This window comes from Paenibacillus sp. PvR098, from assembly GCF_017833255.1.
GTDB lineage: Bacteria > Bacillota > Bacilli > Paenibacillales > NBRC-103111 > Paenibacillus_G.
Map to the genome: position 1 here is coordinate 3,876,971 of NZ_JAFIBU010000001.1, position 17,075 is coordinate 3,894,045.

At 45.4% G+C, this 17,075-nt stretch carries 9 protein-coding genes, 1 pseudogene and 1 riboswitch; of the genes and pseudogenes, 9 read left to right on the forward strand and 1 reads right to left on the reverse strand.

Annotation, left to right across the window (positions count from 1 at the left end; all coding sequences use genetic code 11):
- The first annotated feature begins 72 nt into the window (after positions 1 to 72).
- The 4 genes from JOE45_RS19150 (at position 73) to JOE45_RS19165 (ending at position 5,307) form a co-directional block, all read left to right on the forward strand.
- The gene (locus JOE45_RS19150; protein ID WP_210022822.1) at positions 73 to 2,094 is read left to right on the forward strand and encodes a penicillin-binding transpeptidase domain-containing protein; all 2,022 of its coding nucleotides are present in this window, start codon (positions 73 to 75) and stop codon (positions 2,092 to 2,094) included.
- 83 nt (positions 2,095 to 2,177) lie between these two features.
- Entirely contained in the window at positions 2,178 to 3,956 is a 1,779-nt protein-coding gene (locus JOE45_RS19155; protein WP_210022821.1) for a BlaR1 family beta-lactam sensor/signal transducer, read from the forward strand.
- An 88-nt stretch (positions 3,957 to 4,044) separates the two neighbouring features.
- The gene (gene blaI / locus JOE45_RS19160; protein WP_210022820.1) at positions 4,045 to 4,434 is read left to right on the forward strand and encodes a penicillinase repressor BlaI; all 390 of its coding nucleotides are present in this window, start codon (positions 4,045 to 4,047) and stop codon (positions 4,432 to 4,434) included.
- Between the two features lie 153 nt (positions 4,435 to 4,587).
- Positions 4,588 to 5,307, forward strand: coding sequence for a YebC/PmpR family DNA-binding transcriptional regulator (locus JOE45_RS19165; RefSeq protein WP_210022819.1), 720 nt, complete (start codon positions 4,588 to 4,590; stop codon positions 5,305 to 5,307).
- Between the two features lie 450 nt (positions 5,308 to 5,757).
- On the opposite strand, the gene JOE45_RS19170 is transcribed toward JOE45_RS19165, so the two are convergent.
- Positions 5,758 to 7,404 carry an ATP-binding protein gene (locus JOE45_RS19170; protein ID WP_210022818.1) on the reverse strand — a complete coding sequence of 549 codons (1,647 nt, stop codon included), beginning with the start codon at positions 7,402 to 7,404 and terminating at the stop codon, positions 5,758 to 5,760.
- Positions 7,405 to 7,813: 409 nt separating this feature from the next.
- Positions 7,814 to 7,897, forward strand: a riboswitch (cyclic di-GMP riboswitch).
- A gap of 271 nt (positions 7,898 to 8,168) precedes the next feature.
- Here JOE45_RS19170 and JOE45_RS19175 point away from each other — a divergent pair.
- From JOE45_RS19175 to JOE45_RS19195, 5 genes and pseudogenes are all read left to right on the forward strand, one after another.
- Positions 8,169 to 9,881 (forward strand): annotated as a pseudogene (locus JOE45_RS19175) (methyl-accepting chemotaxis protein); the annotation flags it as partial.
- Between the two features lie 462 nt (positions 9,882 to 10,343).
- Entirely contained in the window at positions 10,344 to 11,024 is a 681-nt protein-coding gene (locus JOE45_RS19180) for a DJ-1/PfpI family protein (protein WP_210022816.1), read from the forward strand.
- 284 nt (positions 11,025 to 11,308) lie between these two features.
- Complete coding sequence (glgX, locus tag JOE45_RS19185; RefSeq protein ID WP_210022815.1) at positions 11,309 to 13,408, forward strand: glycogen debranching protein GlgX; 2,100 nt, start codon at positions 11,309 to 11,311, stop codon at positions 13,406 to 13,408.
- A gap of 13 nt (positions 13,409 to 13,421) precedes the next feature.
- Positions 13,422 to 15,242, forward strand: a complete 1,821-nt coding sequence (locus tag JOE45_RS19190; protein WP_210022814.1) for an AGE family epimerase/isomerase — start codon at positions 13,422 to 13,424, stop codon at positions 15,240 to 15,242.
- A gap of 476 nt (positions 15,243 to 15,718) precedes the next feature.
- Positions 15,719 to 17,065, forward strand: coding sequence for an aromatic ring-hydroxylating oxygenase subunit alpha (locus JOE45_RS19195; protein WP_210022813.1), 1,347 nt, complete (start codon positions 15,719 to 15,721; stop codon positions 17,063 to 17,065).
- The last annotated feature ends 10 nt before the right edge of the window (positions 17,066 to 17,075 follow it).

A 17,075-nucleotide genomic window follows, 5' to 3' on the forward strand; every position in this document is an offset into this window, starting at 1 on the left:
GCAAATTGCTTATAAGGCAGTTAGCGAGCCTTTCATATGATTCCTTAATTATTGTTCAAAGGAGAGTGCCTTATGAAGAACGCTCGTTTTTTATTCTGCATGTTCCTATTCCTATGCGTTCTGACGGGCTGCAAAGAGAAGATTCAACCGGAAGATGTGTTTACAAGCTATATCGGGTATTGGCAGCATGGACAATATGAACAAATGTACGAACTGATCAAACCGGCCCAAGACATGATGACGAAGGATGAGTTCGTCACTCGCTATCATTCCATCTACGAAGGGATCGAAATGAGCAATCTTAGCGTTACCCCCGTTATTCATGCCGACGAAGCGGGAAAAGACGCATTGGACATCAAGACGTTCCCTTATCAACTTAAGATGGACACCGCGGCAGGACCGATCGCTATCGACGGTGCCATGCAAATCATTAGAAACAAAGAAACGAATCAGGAATGGAAAGTGGCATGGAAGGAATCCTTACTATTCCCGTCGATGGAAAAAGGAGATAAGGTGAACGTTCGTACGCTGAAGGCGGAAAGGGGGGACATCTATGACCGGTTTGGCCGGAAGCTTGCTGCAAACGGAAGCATCGAAGTGCTAGGGATCGTTCCGGGTCAGCTTGGGGATGCGAAGAAGGAAATAATCGCCAAGCTCGCGGAGAGGATTGCGGTTCCGGAATCGTTTATTCAGCAAAAACTCGCGGCTTCATGGGTCAAAGATGATGCTTTCGTACCCATCGTCAATGTGACGGGAGATCGGGGTAAACTTGATTTTAGCGATTTGCAGGGGGTAACCAAAAGAGAGAAAAGTGCAAGGATATACCCATACGGAGAAGCTGCCGCTCATTTGACCGGGTATATCCGACAAGTCACTTCCGAAGATATCGAAAAGCATCCGGAAAAACGGTTCGGTCCTACCGACGTTGTCGGGAAAGCGGGAATGGAGATGCTTTACGAGGATCGACTAAGGGGACGGGACGGTATCCAAATCACAATCGTCAAAGCGGAAGGACAGGTAAAAGAAACGCTTGCCAAGGTCGAGCCTGTGAACGGAGAGAATATCCATACGACGATCGATGCGCTGCTGCAGGATTCGATTTATCGATCGTTGAAGGCAGACGCGGGAACGGGGGCCGCCATTCACCCCCGGACGGGTGAGATTTTGGCGTTGGTCAGCAGTCCGGCTTACGATCCGAATCTTTTTATTCAAGGGTTATCTTCGGAACAATGGAATTTGTGGAACGAAGACCCCAAGAAGCCGCTTTTAAATCGATTTACAAAACTGTACGCACCGGGTTCCGTATTTAAACCGATCACTGCTTCTATCGGATTAAAGCTTGGGGTAAGCGCGGTCAATGAGATCAAGACCATCACTGGATTACGGTGGGCGAAAGATGAAAGCTGGGGCAGCTATTATGTGAAACGGGTAAGAGATGTTCCCGTCGAGAGCCTTACGGACGCTATCGTAAACTCAGACAATATATACTTGGCCCAAGAGGCAATCGAAATCGGTGTGGACAATTTCAGCAAGGAGGCCAAAAAATTCGGGTTTGGAAGGCCCTTGCCGATTTCGTACCCGTTTCCCCAAGCGAGTTTATCGAACAACGGTTTAACCAGTGAGATCCTGTTGGCCGATTCCTCCTACGGACAAGGAGAAGTCGCGATGAGTCCGCTGCACCTGGCCTTATCCTATACCCCATTTATCAATGGAGGGGAGCTGATAACGCCAGTACTGGAGCTTATGGAAGGCGAGGAGCCTCGGGGCAAACCATGGGGAGAGCCGGTTCTGGCTCCGGAAACGGCCACAGCGGTAAATCGCATGCTGCTTGAGGTTGTCGAAAATCCTAAGGGTACAGGACACGGATCGTATGTAAAAGGTCGTCGGATTGCGGGGAAAACCGGTACAGCGGAGTTAAAAAGAAGCAAAGAGGAGAAAGGTCAAGAAAACGGTTGGTTCGTGGCTTATGATGCGGAACGAACCGATATATTGATGGCGGTCATGATCGAAGATGTGCAGAATCGCGGCGGGAGCGCTTATGTCGTAAGAAAAACGGCACCTGTTCTCCGAGAGTACCTAGAGGGTCGGCATTGAGAAGTTAGTTTGATAAACCGATATAGAAATGCGATATTTTTAGTAGGTACCTTTGTAAAGGTTGAAGGAGGGAGACAGGCAGCATGTTTTTTTCGATGTTTGTGATAAGTATCGTCGTTTCTTTTTTTTCCACCGCTGGTATTATGCTGATTAAAGCAATCTTTCAAAAGCAGCTTACTGCAAAATGGCACTATAATTTATGGTTTTTATTGATGGTTGCATTAACGATTCCGTTGATCCCGAGTCATTTTTTTCAATTCGGAACGGTTTTTGCCGGCTTCGATGGGAGTCTATACAATGGAATAGGTTTTTCTGCAACCGGCTCAGGAACTCAAAACCCTGGAAATGCGAATGGGCTGCAGGAATTTACGATTTCCGTAAATCGTTCCGCTCCGGCATTTCTTCAGATCATTACACCCGCAGTTTGGTTTGCCGGGATGTTCGCCTTTGCTATGTTAACCATGCATTCTTGGCTCAAAATCAGGAATATGAAAAAGAGGTCCCGTCGCGTATCCAATCAAGAGGTTTTAGACTTATTAGAGCGGTGCAAACAACATCTGCATATGGATAGAGATTTGATCGTCTTGGAATCGCCGCTTGTAAAATCTCCGATGTTGGTTGGTTTGTTTAAGACGTATCTTGTGTTTCCAGTCCAATTCACCGAATGGCTTTCTCTAGACGAAATAAAATATATTTTTCTGCACGAATTGAATCACTTGAAACAAAAGGATAACATAACGAATTATGGGATCGTCGTGTTTCAACTCATCTATTGGTTCAACCCCCTTGTTTGGATCGCATTTAAAAAAATGAGATTGGATCGTGAAATCGCCTGCGATATCGCTGTGCTGCAATCATTGGACGACCATTGCCATGCCGAATACGGCCATACGATTATCAACTTTGCGGACAAAGCGTCACAGCCTATGAATTTCGCTTTGGCAAGTCAACTCGTCAGTCCAAAAAGCCAAATCAAAAAACGCATCGAAACGATTGCAAGATTTCAGGCTGAATCAAAGGGGTTGAAAATAAAAAGCCTCGCTGTTTTTTTGCTTGCGGGCGTCTTCGTTTCAAGTCAAATTCCGCTCGTTTCCGCGATGGCCCGCGATGACGATCAACGCTATTCCTTTACAGGCGAACGTACCGTTTACGAGGATCTAAGTTCCTATTTTTCCGGTTATGAAGGAGCTTTTGTATTGTACGATCTGCATGCCGATCAATATCGTATTTACAACGAACGGAAAAGCACATGGCGGGTTTCCCCGGATTCCACTTACAAAATGTATAGCGCTTTGATTGGTCTGGAGTCCAACGTCATTTCGGACAAAAATTCCAAAATCGAATGGAATGGCGATATGTATCCATATGAGGCATGGAACAAGGATCAAAATTTGTCTACGGCGATGAAGAACTCCGTAAATTGGTATTTCCAAGCTATGGAGAGCAGGATGGATCGGACGAAGCTGCAGGCATATATAAAACAATTAGGCTATGGGAATGCTGACATTTCCGGTGGAACGGAGCCGTTTTGGCTGGAATCTTCATTAAAAATTTCTCCGGTTGAACAGGTACAACTTTTGAAGGCATTGTATACAAACCAATTTGGATTCCAGGAGAAACATATCCAGACCGTGAAAGATGCGATAAAATTGGAAGAAAAGGATGGCGCGCATCTTTCCGGCAAGACAGGTACGGGCGCTGTCAATCATAAAAATATAAACGGATGGTTTATTGGGTATGTAGAGAACAATGGCAATACCTACTTCTTTGCAACGAACATTCAAAATGAAGATCACTCGAACGGGAGTAAGGCGGCGGAAATCACATTAAAAATTTTGAGGGATAAAGGCATATATTCATGACATCTTGGTGGATCCGCCGAACATTGCAACGGCAGATTTCCCAAGGTAGCATGTAAACTACACATGTAATTTATGAGGGGTGACGGGGATGTCCAAACAAGTGCCAGGAATTTCTGAAGCAGAATGGGAAGTCATGAATGTGCTTTGGGAAAAGGCTCCACAAACCGCTAACGAGGTCATCCACTCCTTGCAGGAAAAAACGGATTGGAAGCCTAAGACGATTCGTACTCTATTGGATCGTCTGGTCAAAAAAGAGGTAATCGGCGTCAAACAGGATCAAAGGGTTTATACCTTTATTCCTCTATACACGCAAAGCGAATGTCAACGCGCCGAGACACAATCTTTTCTTAAACGAATTTATGGCGGGACGATGAAATCGATGCTGGTTCAGTTTATCGAAGAACAATCTATGACCGAGGAGGAGATCAAAGAGCTGCGCTCCATTTTGCATGAGAAATCCGAAAAGCGTAAAACATGAGCAATAGACATTGAAAGTCAGTCAAGCTTCTTCGGAAGTTTGGCTGGCTTTTTCTTTTTTTGATATGGATGCGATACGATCATTAAAAGTACACATTGTTAAAGAAAATCAGTTATAATGGATAAAAAATAAAAACAAGAAAGCGGGAACAGCATGGGCCGTAAGTGGAACAATATTAAAGAGAAAAAAGCGTCAAAGGATGCCAATACCAGTCGTATTTATGCAAAGTTTGGGCTCGAAATCTATGTGGCTGCAAAGAAGGGCGAACCCGATCCAGAATCGAATCAAGCCTTGAGATTCGTACTGGAGCGAGCAAAAACGTACAATGTGCCGAGAGCGATCATTGACCGCGCGATTGAAAAGGCAAAAGGCAGCTCTGATGAAAACTATGAAGAACTTCGATATGAAGGCTTTGGACCGAATGGATCCATGGTCATTGTGGATGCTTTGACTAACAACGTCAACCGTACCGCTTCGTCTGTGCGTGCTGCATTTACCAAAAACGGTGGGAACATGGGAGTAAGCGGTTCGGTAAGCTATATGTTTGATGAAACGGCTGTCATTGGCGTAGCGGGTAAAACAGCTGATGAAGTAATGGAGATATTAGTGGAAGCCGATGTAGACGTACGCGATATTCTTGAGGAAGATGAAGATGTTGTCGTTTATGCTGAACCTGACGCATTCCATGCAGTACAAGAAGCATTCAAAAAGGTTGGCATAACGGATTATACAGTTGCAGAATTAACAATGCTTGCACAAAATTACGTAACACTTCCAGAAGGCACTGAGGCACAATTTGAAAAATTGATAGATGCATTAGAGGATCTGGAGGACGTTCAACAAGTATACCACAATGTGGATTTCGTTGAATAATCCGACAATTCTAACGTATCTTTATTAAAAGAAGTGGGGACTTAGCAGTTTTCGGTATCGACAACGGAAGCCAAACCTCAGGTGGTTGAGGCTGGCTTATTTCGTCGGGACAGTCGCTGCATGCGGCTTGATCTGTTAGTCGGGTATGATCTCTGTTCGAGTTTTAGTGGTGGAGACAATGGCTGCTTGGGGTCATGCTCAGCGATCCGTTGCGTGTATGATTTTGATTGAAAGGTATGCATAGAAAGAACTCACTCTGTACTATGAGATGTGGGTTCTTTTTTTTCCTGATCCGACTCCGAAACGAAATCCCGCTTTAACGATGGAAATCCGTTGTTATCTCGTTATCCCCATCCAGTCATGACTATTCACGTTCCATAATATCACCTGGCATCCAAGTGTCTGACATAATTTGGCAGGGTAAAGACAGACAGGGAGGGAGCTCTTATGTTAAGCCGTTATTCTATTTGAAATGGGCAGCCGTACTTCTGCGATCGTTCCGATTCCGACTTTACTGCGGAACGTGATGTTGCCGTTATGGTCTTTAATAATTTTTTTACAGACGGTCAGCCCTAGGCCTGTGCCCTTTTCTTTCAAAGTGAAAAACGGTTCCCCCAGCTTCGCAACGCGATCTTCCGGAATTCCGATTCCCTGATCTTCAACAGAAATTAATAGCGTTTCTTGATCTTCCTGCTTCGTTTTTATGAAAATTTGACCGCCCTCAGGCATTGCTTCAAGAGCATTCTTTAACAAGTTGATAAATACTTGTTTCAAATGGTTATCGACACACGTGATCAGGGGAAGCTTATCTTCGGCCCGAAAGGTTACCAACGTATTATGCAATAACGCTTGCGGGTGCATAAATGCAATGATTTGCTCTAAAAGCTCCTTGATATTGGTTTCCTTGACCATCTGGACTTGCGGTTTGCCTAAATAGAGCAGTTCGTTGGTGATGGTCTCAATCCGATCCAGTTCCTCATACATGATGTCTAAAAAAGAGGGCTTAAACGTTTCTTTCTTCATTAATTGAATGAACCCTTTCAGTGACGTTAAAGGATTGCGGATTTCATGGGCAATACCCGCCGCGAGCTCGCCAACCATGGATAGCTTCTCGGTTTCTCGTATGAGTTCTTCTGTTTGTTTTCGTTCCGTAACATCCCTGCTAATCACAACGACCTTATCTATTTCACCTTTGATGCCAAGCACCGGCATGTAATGGGATTCAATCCAAACCCAATGACCGCTTTCATGCAGGTATCGGCATTCCGCTCGGGCCGCTTTTTTCTCTATGACGAGTTCCGTCCAAAGTTGAATCAGCTGAGGATAATCTTCTGGGTGTATCATTTCTTTGATCCCTTTTCCTATAAATTGTTCTGTTCTTAAACCGATGACCGGCAGATAAGAGGGAGAAAGATACACTGCGTTTCCCTCCACGCTCAGAACAGCAATTAAGTCCGAGGAATTTTCCGCAATCAACCGATAATTGGCCTCGCTGTGTTCTAACCTTTCTTTTGATTGGCGAAGTTCTTCCATAACTTTGTAAGATTGCCTAAGGGATTCTATAAAATGATAGGAGAAAATCGAACCCAAAATAAAAGCAACCGCAAAGTGTAAAAGTTCAGGATCAAACAAACTGGAGTAAGCTCCGAGGTACCATAAATAAGCATAAACTTCTATCATGACCGCTAAGGTGATCGTGTACCATTGCTTAGATCTTGGGATTTGTGACTTCATAATAATTTGAGTGATGGTTATCGTGCACATGAGACTCATTAGAAAAGCTACCGGAGAAGAATCGGTAAACATGAGAATACGAAATATAAAAAGCAGCAGGGAGGAAACCAGCGTAGGGATCCAACCCCCATAAAATAAAGCGAGAACAACGACGATTTGCCGCAGATCTGCAACATTGCCGTTGAGCGCCTTGCCAATATACATTAAACAAACGCCGATGACCCCGTAAAAAAAACCGATGATCAGTTTATCTGAGAGCGGAGAAAACCAATTCAAAGGCTTTCTGCGATTGGTAATATACCGTGAAATGAGAAAAAGGGAAGAAAGAAGCAAACTTATATAAATAATTAATTGTAGAACCACACTATTACCCTCCTAATGGTGTATGACAAAATGATGTATGAGCAACGGTAGAAAATTTAATATTTTTCCGATTTGAGATGTTGATAGCTTAGCTGTGTTGTGTATTTATTATATTACAGTATGAACAAGGACAAAATACCTAAAAATAAAGCCTACCCGCTCGAATTGGTATTGCGGCATACGCATAAAGCAATGTGAGCCCTAATGTCATAGTGGAATCAATAAAAAATATGTCTGTATTTTCCTGCTACGAGCCTTACTATGGACGGATAAGGAGAAAATGCCGGAAAGTGTTCATATGTATGTGATGTCGGGGATTTAATCATTCGTTCCTGAATTGCTACTTGATATTAGTAACACCAGCATGTTACTATGAGTTAGTCAATTTGTCGAAAATTGTCATTTTACCAATTGAAAAAGGCAAACCTGTCGAAAGGCAGGGACGCAAAGCCACGGGTCTAAAGTTTCATGCTATGGCAGCCGGGCCGTCAATGGGGGAAAAAGAGACTGCCCCGTTTTTTATAATGGGGACAGTTTCTTTTTTTATTAGGTATCAAAATCAGGGAGGTAATGCCGAGCGCGCTTAACGGAACTTCTGGAAACAAAGGTAGTATACAGTGTACAACTCAGAGGGGGAACACACAAGCATGTTGAAAATGAGCATTAAGTACCGACTAATGATCGCGTTTCTAGTGATTTTAATTTTGCCATGCAGCGCCATCGGATGGTCTTCATATCAGAATGCAAAGAGCCAGATTACCGAGCAAATTGAGCAAAATGCAAGCATCAGCGTTGATTTTACGAACAATCAAATTAAGGATATTATGGCCTCAAGCTTATCAAATATCGATTATTTGGGGAAAAATCTTAATGCTGATTTATCGGCTCCGGAGATCCGAAAAGTATTTGAAACATTTTTGGAGATAAACGCTGAATTTGAAAATGTACATTTTGCAACGCATAACCGTGCAATGTATACATTGCCTGAATTAAAGCTGGCCGCAGACTTTGATCCTTCCAAACGGCCGTGGTTTATTAAGGCCATGGAAAGTAAGGGGAAAGCTGTCGTTAATGATGCCATCGCCTCCGCGGACGGGTCAGGTAATGTAGTGGTAATCCAATCGAAAACATCCGATGATGGTTCTGGGATTGTGGGCGCGACATTGAAGCTATCAAAAATGGCTGAACAAGTGAAAAACATCAAGGTAGGCCAAAAGGGCTATGTCATTATTATGGACAAAGACCAAAAAATCATTATCCATCCGACGGAAAAACCAGGCTCCAAAAGCGAATCCGAATCGACCGCAAAGTTTTACGAGAAAGCCTCTGGAACGGTTGACGTTAATTTTAATGGTGAGCAGAAGAAGGCGGTATTCGTAACTAATCCGGACACCGGATGGAAAATTATTGGAATTGTTGATGTTTCGGAGATCACGGAAGCGACCCGAGGCATTTTCCTTACGACCATCGCAGTTATTGCTGTAGCTATGGCACTTGGAATCTTGCTCGTATTCTGGATTGTCCGTTCCATAACTACGCCTCTAAGAGAATTAATGAATTCGACTGAAGAAATCGCAGACGGAAATCTGACCGAGGAAATCGTAATTCGTTCCAACGATGAATTAGGGCAGCTATCTGTCTCCGTTAACCAGATGGTACATAAATTACGAGGTTTAATCGGGGGAGTGATAGATTCCTCTGAAAGAGTCACTGCCGCATCGGAACAAATTTCTGCAACGACGCAAGAGATTGCCGGCGGAAACGCATCACAGGCAGAAGCCGCGCAGAACATGCAGGAGCTGTTCAACGAATTGTCCGTGGCAATCAATTCCGTTGCAGAAAGCGCAGAGGAAGCGGCTGAAATGGCTTCTAAAACGACAGGCATCGCGCATGAAGGCGGAGATATAGTCAAAAAATCCATAACCGGCATGACCCAGGTCAGCTCGCAAATGACACGACTTGAGGAAGACTCCAATAAAATCGGGGATATTATCGAAGTCATTGACGACATCGCGGAGCAAACCAATCTGCTCGCCCTTAACGCAGCCATCGAAGCCGCACGCGCCGGAGAACAAGGCAGAGGATTTGCAGTGGTCGCGGATGAGGTTAGAAAGCTCGCCGAACGCAGTGGTGATGCAACCAAGCAAATTACAGCTATTATTAAAGGGATGCAGGAAAACACTCGTAAGAGTGTAATGGCTGTTTCTGAAGGCGTGAATCATTCCGAAGAGACAGGGAAAGCCTTTGAAAGAATTATTGAAATGATTAACGAAACGGAACGTAAAGTAGGCGAAATTGCGGTTGCGTGTGAAGAGCAGGCTGCCCAGTCCAACGAGGTGATGCATTCGATTGAAAACATCTCATCCGCAACTGAGCAGGCGGCTGCGGCATCAGAGGAAACGGCGGCGACTGCACAATCACTCTCGCAGCTTGCCGAAGGCTTGAATGAGTCTGTATCTATCTTCAAAATTAAATAAATAACATTGCGTATGGTTATTCCGCCATTGAACGCATATAGTTATCACCGCTTCCTATTGCCATAGTAGGGTTCCTCCTTGGTGACTTTAGCAATTACCAAGGAGGAATCCTATTTTTTGTTGTAAAGAGCTAGCGATAAGAGATTTCAAAGAAAAGTTGGTAAGTGGACTAAAATTAAATAGAAGTAAAAAAGGAGACCTCAGCCGGGTCTCTTTTTTCTTGGCTTACATTTCGGATGTTCCCTTGTATAAGAGGAAGGTAAATGGAAGTCCTGCTTCGTGAGTATCTAGGTCGTACCGTCGAAATCATATACGCCTTGACCGTGAAAACAAAATCATATGAATTCTAAATTATTTTTTAGGAGAAAAGCGTGATAATCACCGTCTCAGCTAAATAGAATACATACTGTTTGGTTAATATTTCCAACACGAAATAAATTGAAGAGAAGGGATGTAAAGCAAATGGCGGACGATATCCATTATGGGAGAATACCTGCTCAAGGAAAGACCAAGGGGAAGATCGGGGTGTTGGTCGAGTCCCATTATGATGAGACCGAGTTTCGGGCGTTTAATGAATATTTTCCTAAGAACGGTTATTCAGTCGATTATATCAGCCATTTGTGGGGGAAAGAATATCTGGACTTTGTGGGCAACGATGGTACAAGCTGTGTCAGGGTGGACGTGGAGGTATCCGACATCCGTACGGAGGATTACTGCGGTATTGTGCTGATCGGTGGTTACGCTATGGACCGGCTGAGATATGAGGCGAATCCGAAGCAAGGTCAGCTCAATCAAGCGCCGGCGGTTCAATTTCTGAGGGCGGCGGTTGAAGCATTGAACCGGGGACAGGTGAAAATCGGAACCATTTGCCACAGCCTCTGGCTCTTCTGTGCAGATCCGCAGCTGCTTGCCGGCCGAAAAGTGACCTGTGCGCATAATGTCATATCGGATGTACAAAATGCAGGGGCAGAGGTTGTTTTCGAGGGAGATCAGACCCAAGAGCTGGTCATTGACGGTAATTTAATCACCGGGAAGCATCCAGAAGTAGTTGAAACCTTTGTCCGTGTATTTTTAGAAGAAATAGAGAAAGCCGTGAACCGTAATCCACTTCCGGAGGAATGTCATCAAGAAAAGAGTCAATGACTACCTCGGCCTAACCGCAGATTACTCCAGGCGGGGTCGGGTATCCAACCCGCTGCCGGCCAGAATGATCGAAGACGGTATACAGTTTGCCGGGTTGAAGAATGCGGTACTTCCGCCGGTCAATGCGTCCTACGTTCGAGCAGATCGAACGGGAAAACAAAGAGTGGTGGCCGACCCACTGCGAAGCGCTTAGACAGGGGCGGGCGGATATTTTAACCGCTGATAATCGGGAGGACTTAGGCCGCAAACTCGTGTTTATGTCCAACAATGAGGTGAAACATTAGATGGCGTTCACAATTGATACGTATGTTGGAAGCTTATCGGTATACGCAGGAAGACCTCACCCGCTAGGGGCTACCCCGGATCAGAACGGCGTCAATTTTTCTTTGTTTTCCAGTCATGCCACTAGCGTAGAGCTTCTCTTATTCGAAGGCCCCCAGTCCGTCGAACCGTTCTTAACGGTTCCTTTCTATCCTATTGAAAACAAAACCTTTCATTTCTGGCATCTCTATATAAAAGGCGCAAAGCCCGGGATGTATTACGCTTATCGGGTGGACGGTCCTTTTGATCCGAAGCAGGGTCAGCGCTTCAATAAAAACAAAGTATTGATAGACCCTTATGCCAAAGGCAACAGCAACGTGCTGTGGAACCGGGTCGATGCATGCACGCCGGAGGATAACCTGACGACCTCCATGCGCAGCGCGATCATCGATGTTGCGGATTATGATTGGGAAGGCGATAAGCCCATCAACCGCCCGATGAGCGAAACGGTCATTTATGAAATGCATCCAGGCGGGTTTACAAAATCCCCTACTTCAGAGGTAGACCATCCGGGTTCATTTCGGGGCATTATTGAGAAAATCCCTTATTTAAAAGACCTGGGCATTACGGCAGTAGAACTGATGCCCGTGTTCGAATTCGACGACAAAGAAGTGTTACGAATGTCTCCGGAAAATGGGGAAATTCTTATGAATTATTGGGGTTACAGCACGGTCAGTTATTTTGCTCCGCACCGGGCCTACTGCGTGGATTCGGAAGCCACCGAGCACATCAACGAGTTCCGCGATATGGTGAAGGCGCTGCATAAGGCAGGAATAGAAGTCATCCTGGATGTTGTCTTTAACCATACGAATGAGGGCAATCATATGGGGCCCACGCTTAATTTTAAGGGACTGGACAACAGCACCTATTATTATCTAAGCGAGAACAAGGAATTTTATATGGATTATTCCGGCTGTGGCAATACCGTCAACTGCAATCACCCGATCGTGGAGAAGATGATCGTCGAGTGTCTGGAATTTTGGGTGCAGGAAATGCACGTTGACGGCTTCCGCTTTGATGAGGGCTCGATCATGACTCGGGGAGAAGACGGACGGCCCATGGTGCATCCTCCCGTTGTGTGGCATATTGAGCTTTCGGAGACGCTGTCCGATACGAAAATCATTGCAGAAGCTTGGGATGCGGCGGGTCTATATCAAATCGGGCATTTCCCAGGGTACCGCTGGGCGGAATGGAACGGCAGGTTCCGCGACGACATCCGCCGGTTCGCCAAAGGGGACCCCGGCATCGTTGGGGAAGCTGCCTCGCGAATCGCAGGGAGTGCGGATATTTATCAATCGAGCGGGCATCTACCGATTAACAGCATCAACTTTATTACTTGCCACGACGGCTTTACATTAAATGATTTGGTTTCCTATAACGGGAAGCATAATGAAGCCAACGGCGAGTGGAACCAAGACGGTATTAATGACAATCTGAGCTGGAACTGCGGATACGAAGGGGAGACCAACGACCGGGAAATTGAAGGTCTCCGCAACCGACAGGTTAAAAACATGGCATCATTCCTCTTGCTATCTCAGGGGGTTCCGATGATCTTGGCAGGGGATGAAATCAGAAGAACGCAGCACGGAAATAATAATGCTTATTGCCAGGATAACGAAATCAGCTGGTTTGATTGGCGTCTTACGGAAAAGAACCAGGACATCTACCGTTTCTTTAAGGAAATGATCGCCTTCCGCAAAAGGCATCCCGTACTGCATCGGAGAAGATTTTTCAACGGTGAATTGAATGACCGGGGGCTGCAGGACATGATGTGGCACGGATGTAAATTGTTCAGTCCAGGATGGAACGATCCGGAGTCTAGGGTGCTTTCCTTTACCTTGGGCGGACTGAATCATGATACCGATATTCACGTCATTCTTAATATGGATTACCGAGATCTTGATTTTGAACTTCCATCTATAAGCAATCGTTCATGGTATCGGGTGGCGGACACGTCGCTGGCGGCCCCCCAGGATATCGTTTCCGACGGCCAGGAAGTACAGTTTAACGGGTCAGTCTATCCGGCAGCAGGCAGAAGTGTTGCTGTTTTCATGTCCAAATAGATGGAGGAATCGAATGAATAACTTGAACTTTACTTTTTCGGATCTGGTTGCGGGCTATGTTACCTCGACAGATTGGAGTGCAAATAAATTTAAGCTTAAGACCACGGACGGCAGGGAATACGAAATTGAGCTGACTTCAACAACGTACGGGGAATTGGTGCGTAATTTCGGTGAGCCGTATTTGGATCGTACCGGCCAGATGCAGGAGCTCATCCAAGCAGGCAGCTACCTGTTTGCCTACGGCGTCTTCTATCCGGAAAGCGGGAGCACGCGTCTGGAAGCGAAGCATCTGGTCTTCAATGGAAAGCAAGGGTCGGAATTCCGCTTTGAGGAGCGTGACTGGTGGGTTCAGCAGCTGCAAAATTTAGCGGACTTTTATTTGCGCTCCCAATTTGAAGGCGGGGAAATCAATTACCGTAATTACCGGACGGCATTGACGCTTGAAGGAAAGAAGATCAATAACACGAACCGACAGGAAACGGATACGATCTCGCGCCTGGTGTACGGCTTTGCTTCGGCCTATATGCTGACCGGGGATGAACGGTTTTTGGAGGCGGCAGAGAAGGGAACCGAGTATTTGCGGGATCATATGCGCAATGTGGATACGCGGGAGAATATTGTTTATTGGTACCATGGGATTGATGTGAACGGCTATGACGATAAGAAAATTTTGGCCTCTGAGTTCGGTGACGATTATCATGCCATCCCGATGTATGAGCAAATTTATGCGCTCGCCGGTCCTACACAGACGTTTCGTATCACAGGAGACAGCCGTATATTAGATGACATTGAGAAGACCATCCACTTGTTTGAAAAATTTTTTCTCGATAAGGAAAAAGGCGGCTATTTCTCTCACATTGACCCGGTTACCTTCAATCCGCGCAGCGAGTCGCTGGATAAAAACCGTGCCCGTAAAAACTGGAACTCTGTCGGCGACCATGCTCCCGCTTATTTGATCAACCTCTGCCTTGCACTGAACGACGACAAGTTCAAAGAAATGCTCGCCTATACCGCAGATATGATTCAGCAGCATTTTCCCGATTATGAGAACAGTCCTTTCGTGAATGAGCGCTTTCACGAGGATTGGAGCCACGATCAGGAATGGAGCTGGCAGCAAAACAGGGCAGTAGTAGGACATAACTTGAAAATTGCCTGGAACCTGCTTCGGATCCATCATGTTCATCCGAACGGCGATTATGTCACTTTTGCAGAGCAAATCGCTCAAATCATGCCGAAGGTAGGAGCGGATCTGCAGCGTGGCGGCTGGTACGATGTCATGGAGCGCAGCCTTTCAGAAGGGCAGGAGAAGCATCGTTTCGTTTGGCACGACCGGAAAGCGTGGTGGCAGCAGGAGCAGGCGATTTTGGCTTATTTAATCATGGCGGGGTCTTTGGGCAATAGCGAATATTTAAAGCTGGCCCGTGAATCTTCCTCCTTCTATAATGCCTGGTTCCTCGATCACGATGCGGGAGGCGTATACTTCAACGTCCTGGCGAACGGTTTGCCGTATTTGCTCGGGAATGAACGGCAAAAAGGGTCTCATTCGATGAGTGGTTATCATTCCTTCGAGTTAGCCTATCTGGCGTCGGTCTATACCAATCTGCTGATCACTAAACAGCCGATGGATTTCTACTTTAAACCCAAACCGGGTGCATTCCGGGATCAAGTGCTGAGGGTTCAACCGGATTATCTGCCTCCGGGAAGTATTGCCATATCAGCTGTCTGGATTGACGGAGAGTCTTACATGGATTACGACGCCGAAGCATTGACCGTCAAGCTGCCTGATCTGAAGAAACCAGTTTCCGTTAAGGTCAGGATTGAGCCGAAAAAATAATAGTCATGAGGGGATGAGGAACTTTCCTTCCTCATCCCCTATCCGGCTGCATGTTAAGTTGTGGAGAAGGCGGATTCGGTGTTCTTACCAAACGAGCCGATGATGAAACAGCTGTTGAAAGAACTGTATTAGCTGAGTGCTATCGCAGCAGACTTGCCAGGCTTATTCTCGGAGTGGTTCCCATAAATGTAGCTTTTGAACGATGCCAAATCGCTAGGCGGTTTGTTTTTTCTCTTTGCCGACGACGGATCTTCTTTTTGGACTTTTTGGGTTTAGGCTCTGTAATAATACGCTTGTAATTTCATTATGTATATTTTTTTTGTAAGCGCATACACTATTTTGAGAAACAGTGAACCTTGGGATTAAAAGTTCGCCGGTCAGATCAGGAGTTTATTGGTTCCTTTGTTCTACTTTCTTTCTTTTGTGGCTACACAGAACGTAGAATGCGTTGACGAAGAGAAGGGAGAGATGATCAAGTGGCGATTCAAAAGAATGTGGGCGAAGATGTTTGTTTATCGGACGGGACAAAGGTAAGAGATTTGTTGGATTTGGATGAAGGGTATATTTCAGCACGAGCCATCGGTGATCCTGAAATTCATCAGATGGAAATTGAAAAGATTTTTTCTAAAGTCTGGATTCCAGTTGCTCATGAATCTGAGATACCAAATAAAGGCGATTATGTTTTAAGGTATATTGGAAATGAAGAGGTAATTGTTTCACGTTCAGAGAGCAATGTTATCAACGTCGTACTAAACGCATGTACTCATAGAGGATCTCCTGTATGCCGCTCGGAAATGGGGAATTCTTCTCATTTTCGATGTCCTTACCATGGGTTTACGTTTAAACAGAATGGAGACCTCATCGGAGTTCCGGCACATAAAGAGGCTTTCGGCGATGCCTTTGATAAAAGCCAATACAGTCTGGTAAAGGCGAGAGCTGCCACATATGCAGGGATTATTTTTGGTACCTTTAATGATTCAGCTCCTCCGTTAGAAGAGCAGCTCGGAAGCTTGAAGTGGTACCTGGATATGATGCTAAGTCATACCAATGGGGGAATGGAAGTAATCGGAGTGCCGCAGCGTTGGACCGTGAAATCTAACTGGAAACTAGGAGCCGACAACTTTGTTGGGGATGCTTACCATACATTTATGACCCACCAATCGGCGGTCCAATTAAAACTTGTTCCGAGTGGCGATCCGAAGTTTGCGTTTTACGGGGTTCATGTTTCTTGTGAGAATGGAAATGGTCTTGGACTGATCGGTGGTCCCCCCGAATATGAAATTCCGCCTTTTTACGGTGTTCCCCAAGATATCGTCGAACAGATTGAACAGAAATTAACACCTGAACATCAAAAAGCGTTTAGACGACTTGCTTATATCCATGGGAACATTTATCCGAACATGTCGTTTGGATACTTCTCTTGGGCAACAGAAGATGGAAAAAACCCGGGTTCATATTTGACATTAAGACAGTGGGTTCCGAAAGGACCACATGAAATGGAAGTCTTTTCATGGGTCCTTGTCGAAAAAGAAGCGCCCGATTGGTGGAAAGAGCTTGCAAGAGAGACGTATGTCCGAACATTTGGTTCGAGTGGCATGCTGGAACAAGATGACACAGAAATGTGGAAAAATATTACTCGGGCTACGAAGGGATATATAGCATCATCGAAATTAAAATTTATTTATCGTATGGGGATTGATCGAAAACCCGAACAAGGTGATTGGCCGGGTCCTGGAACGGTATATCAGGGGGATTATAGCGAGGCAAACCAATTGAACATTTGGCGCCAATGGCAGAAATTATTGACAGAGAACAGTGAATGAGCAATGAGAT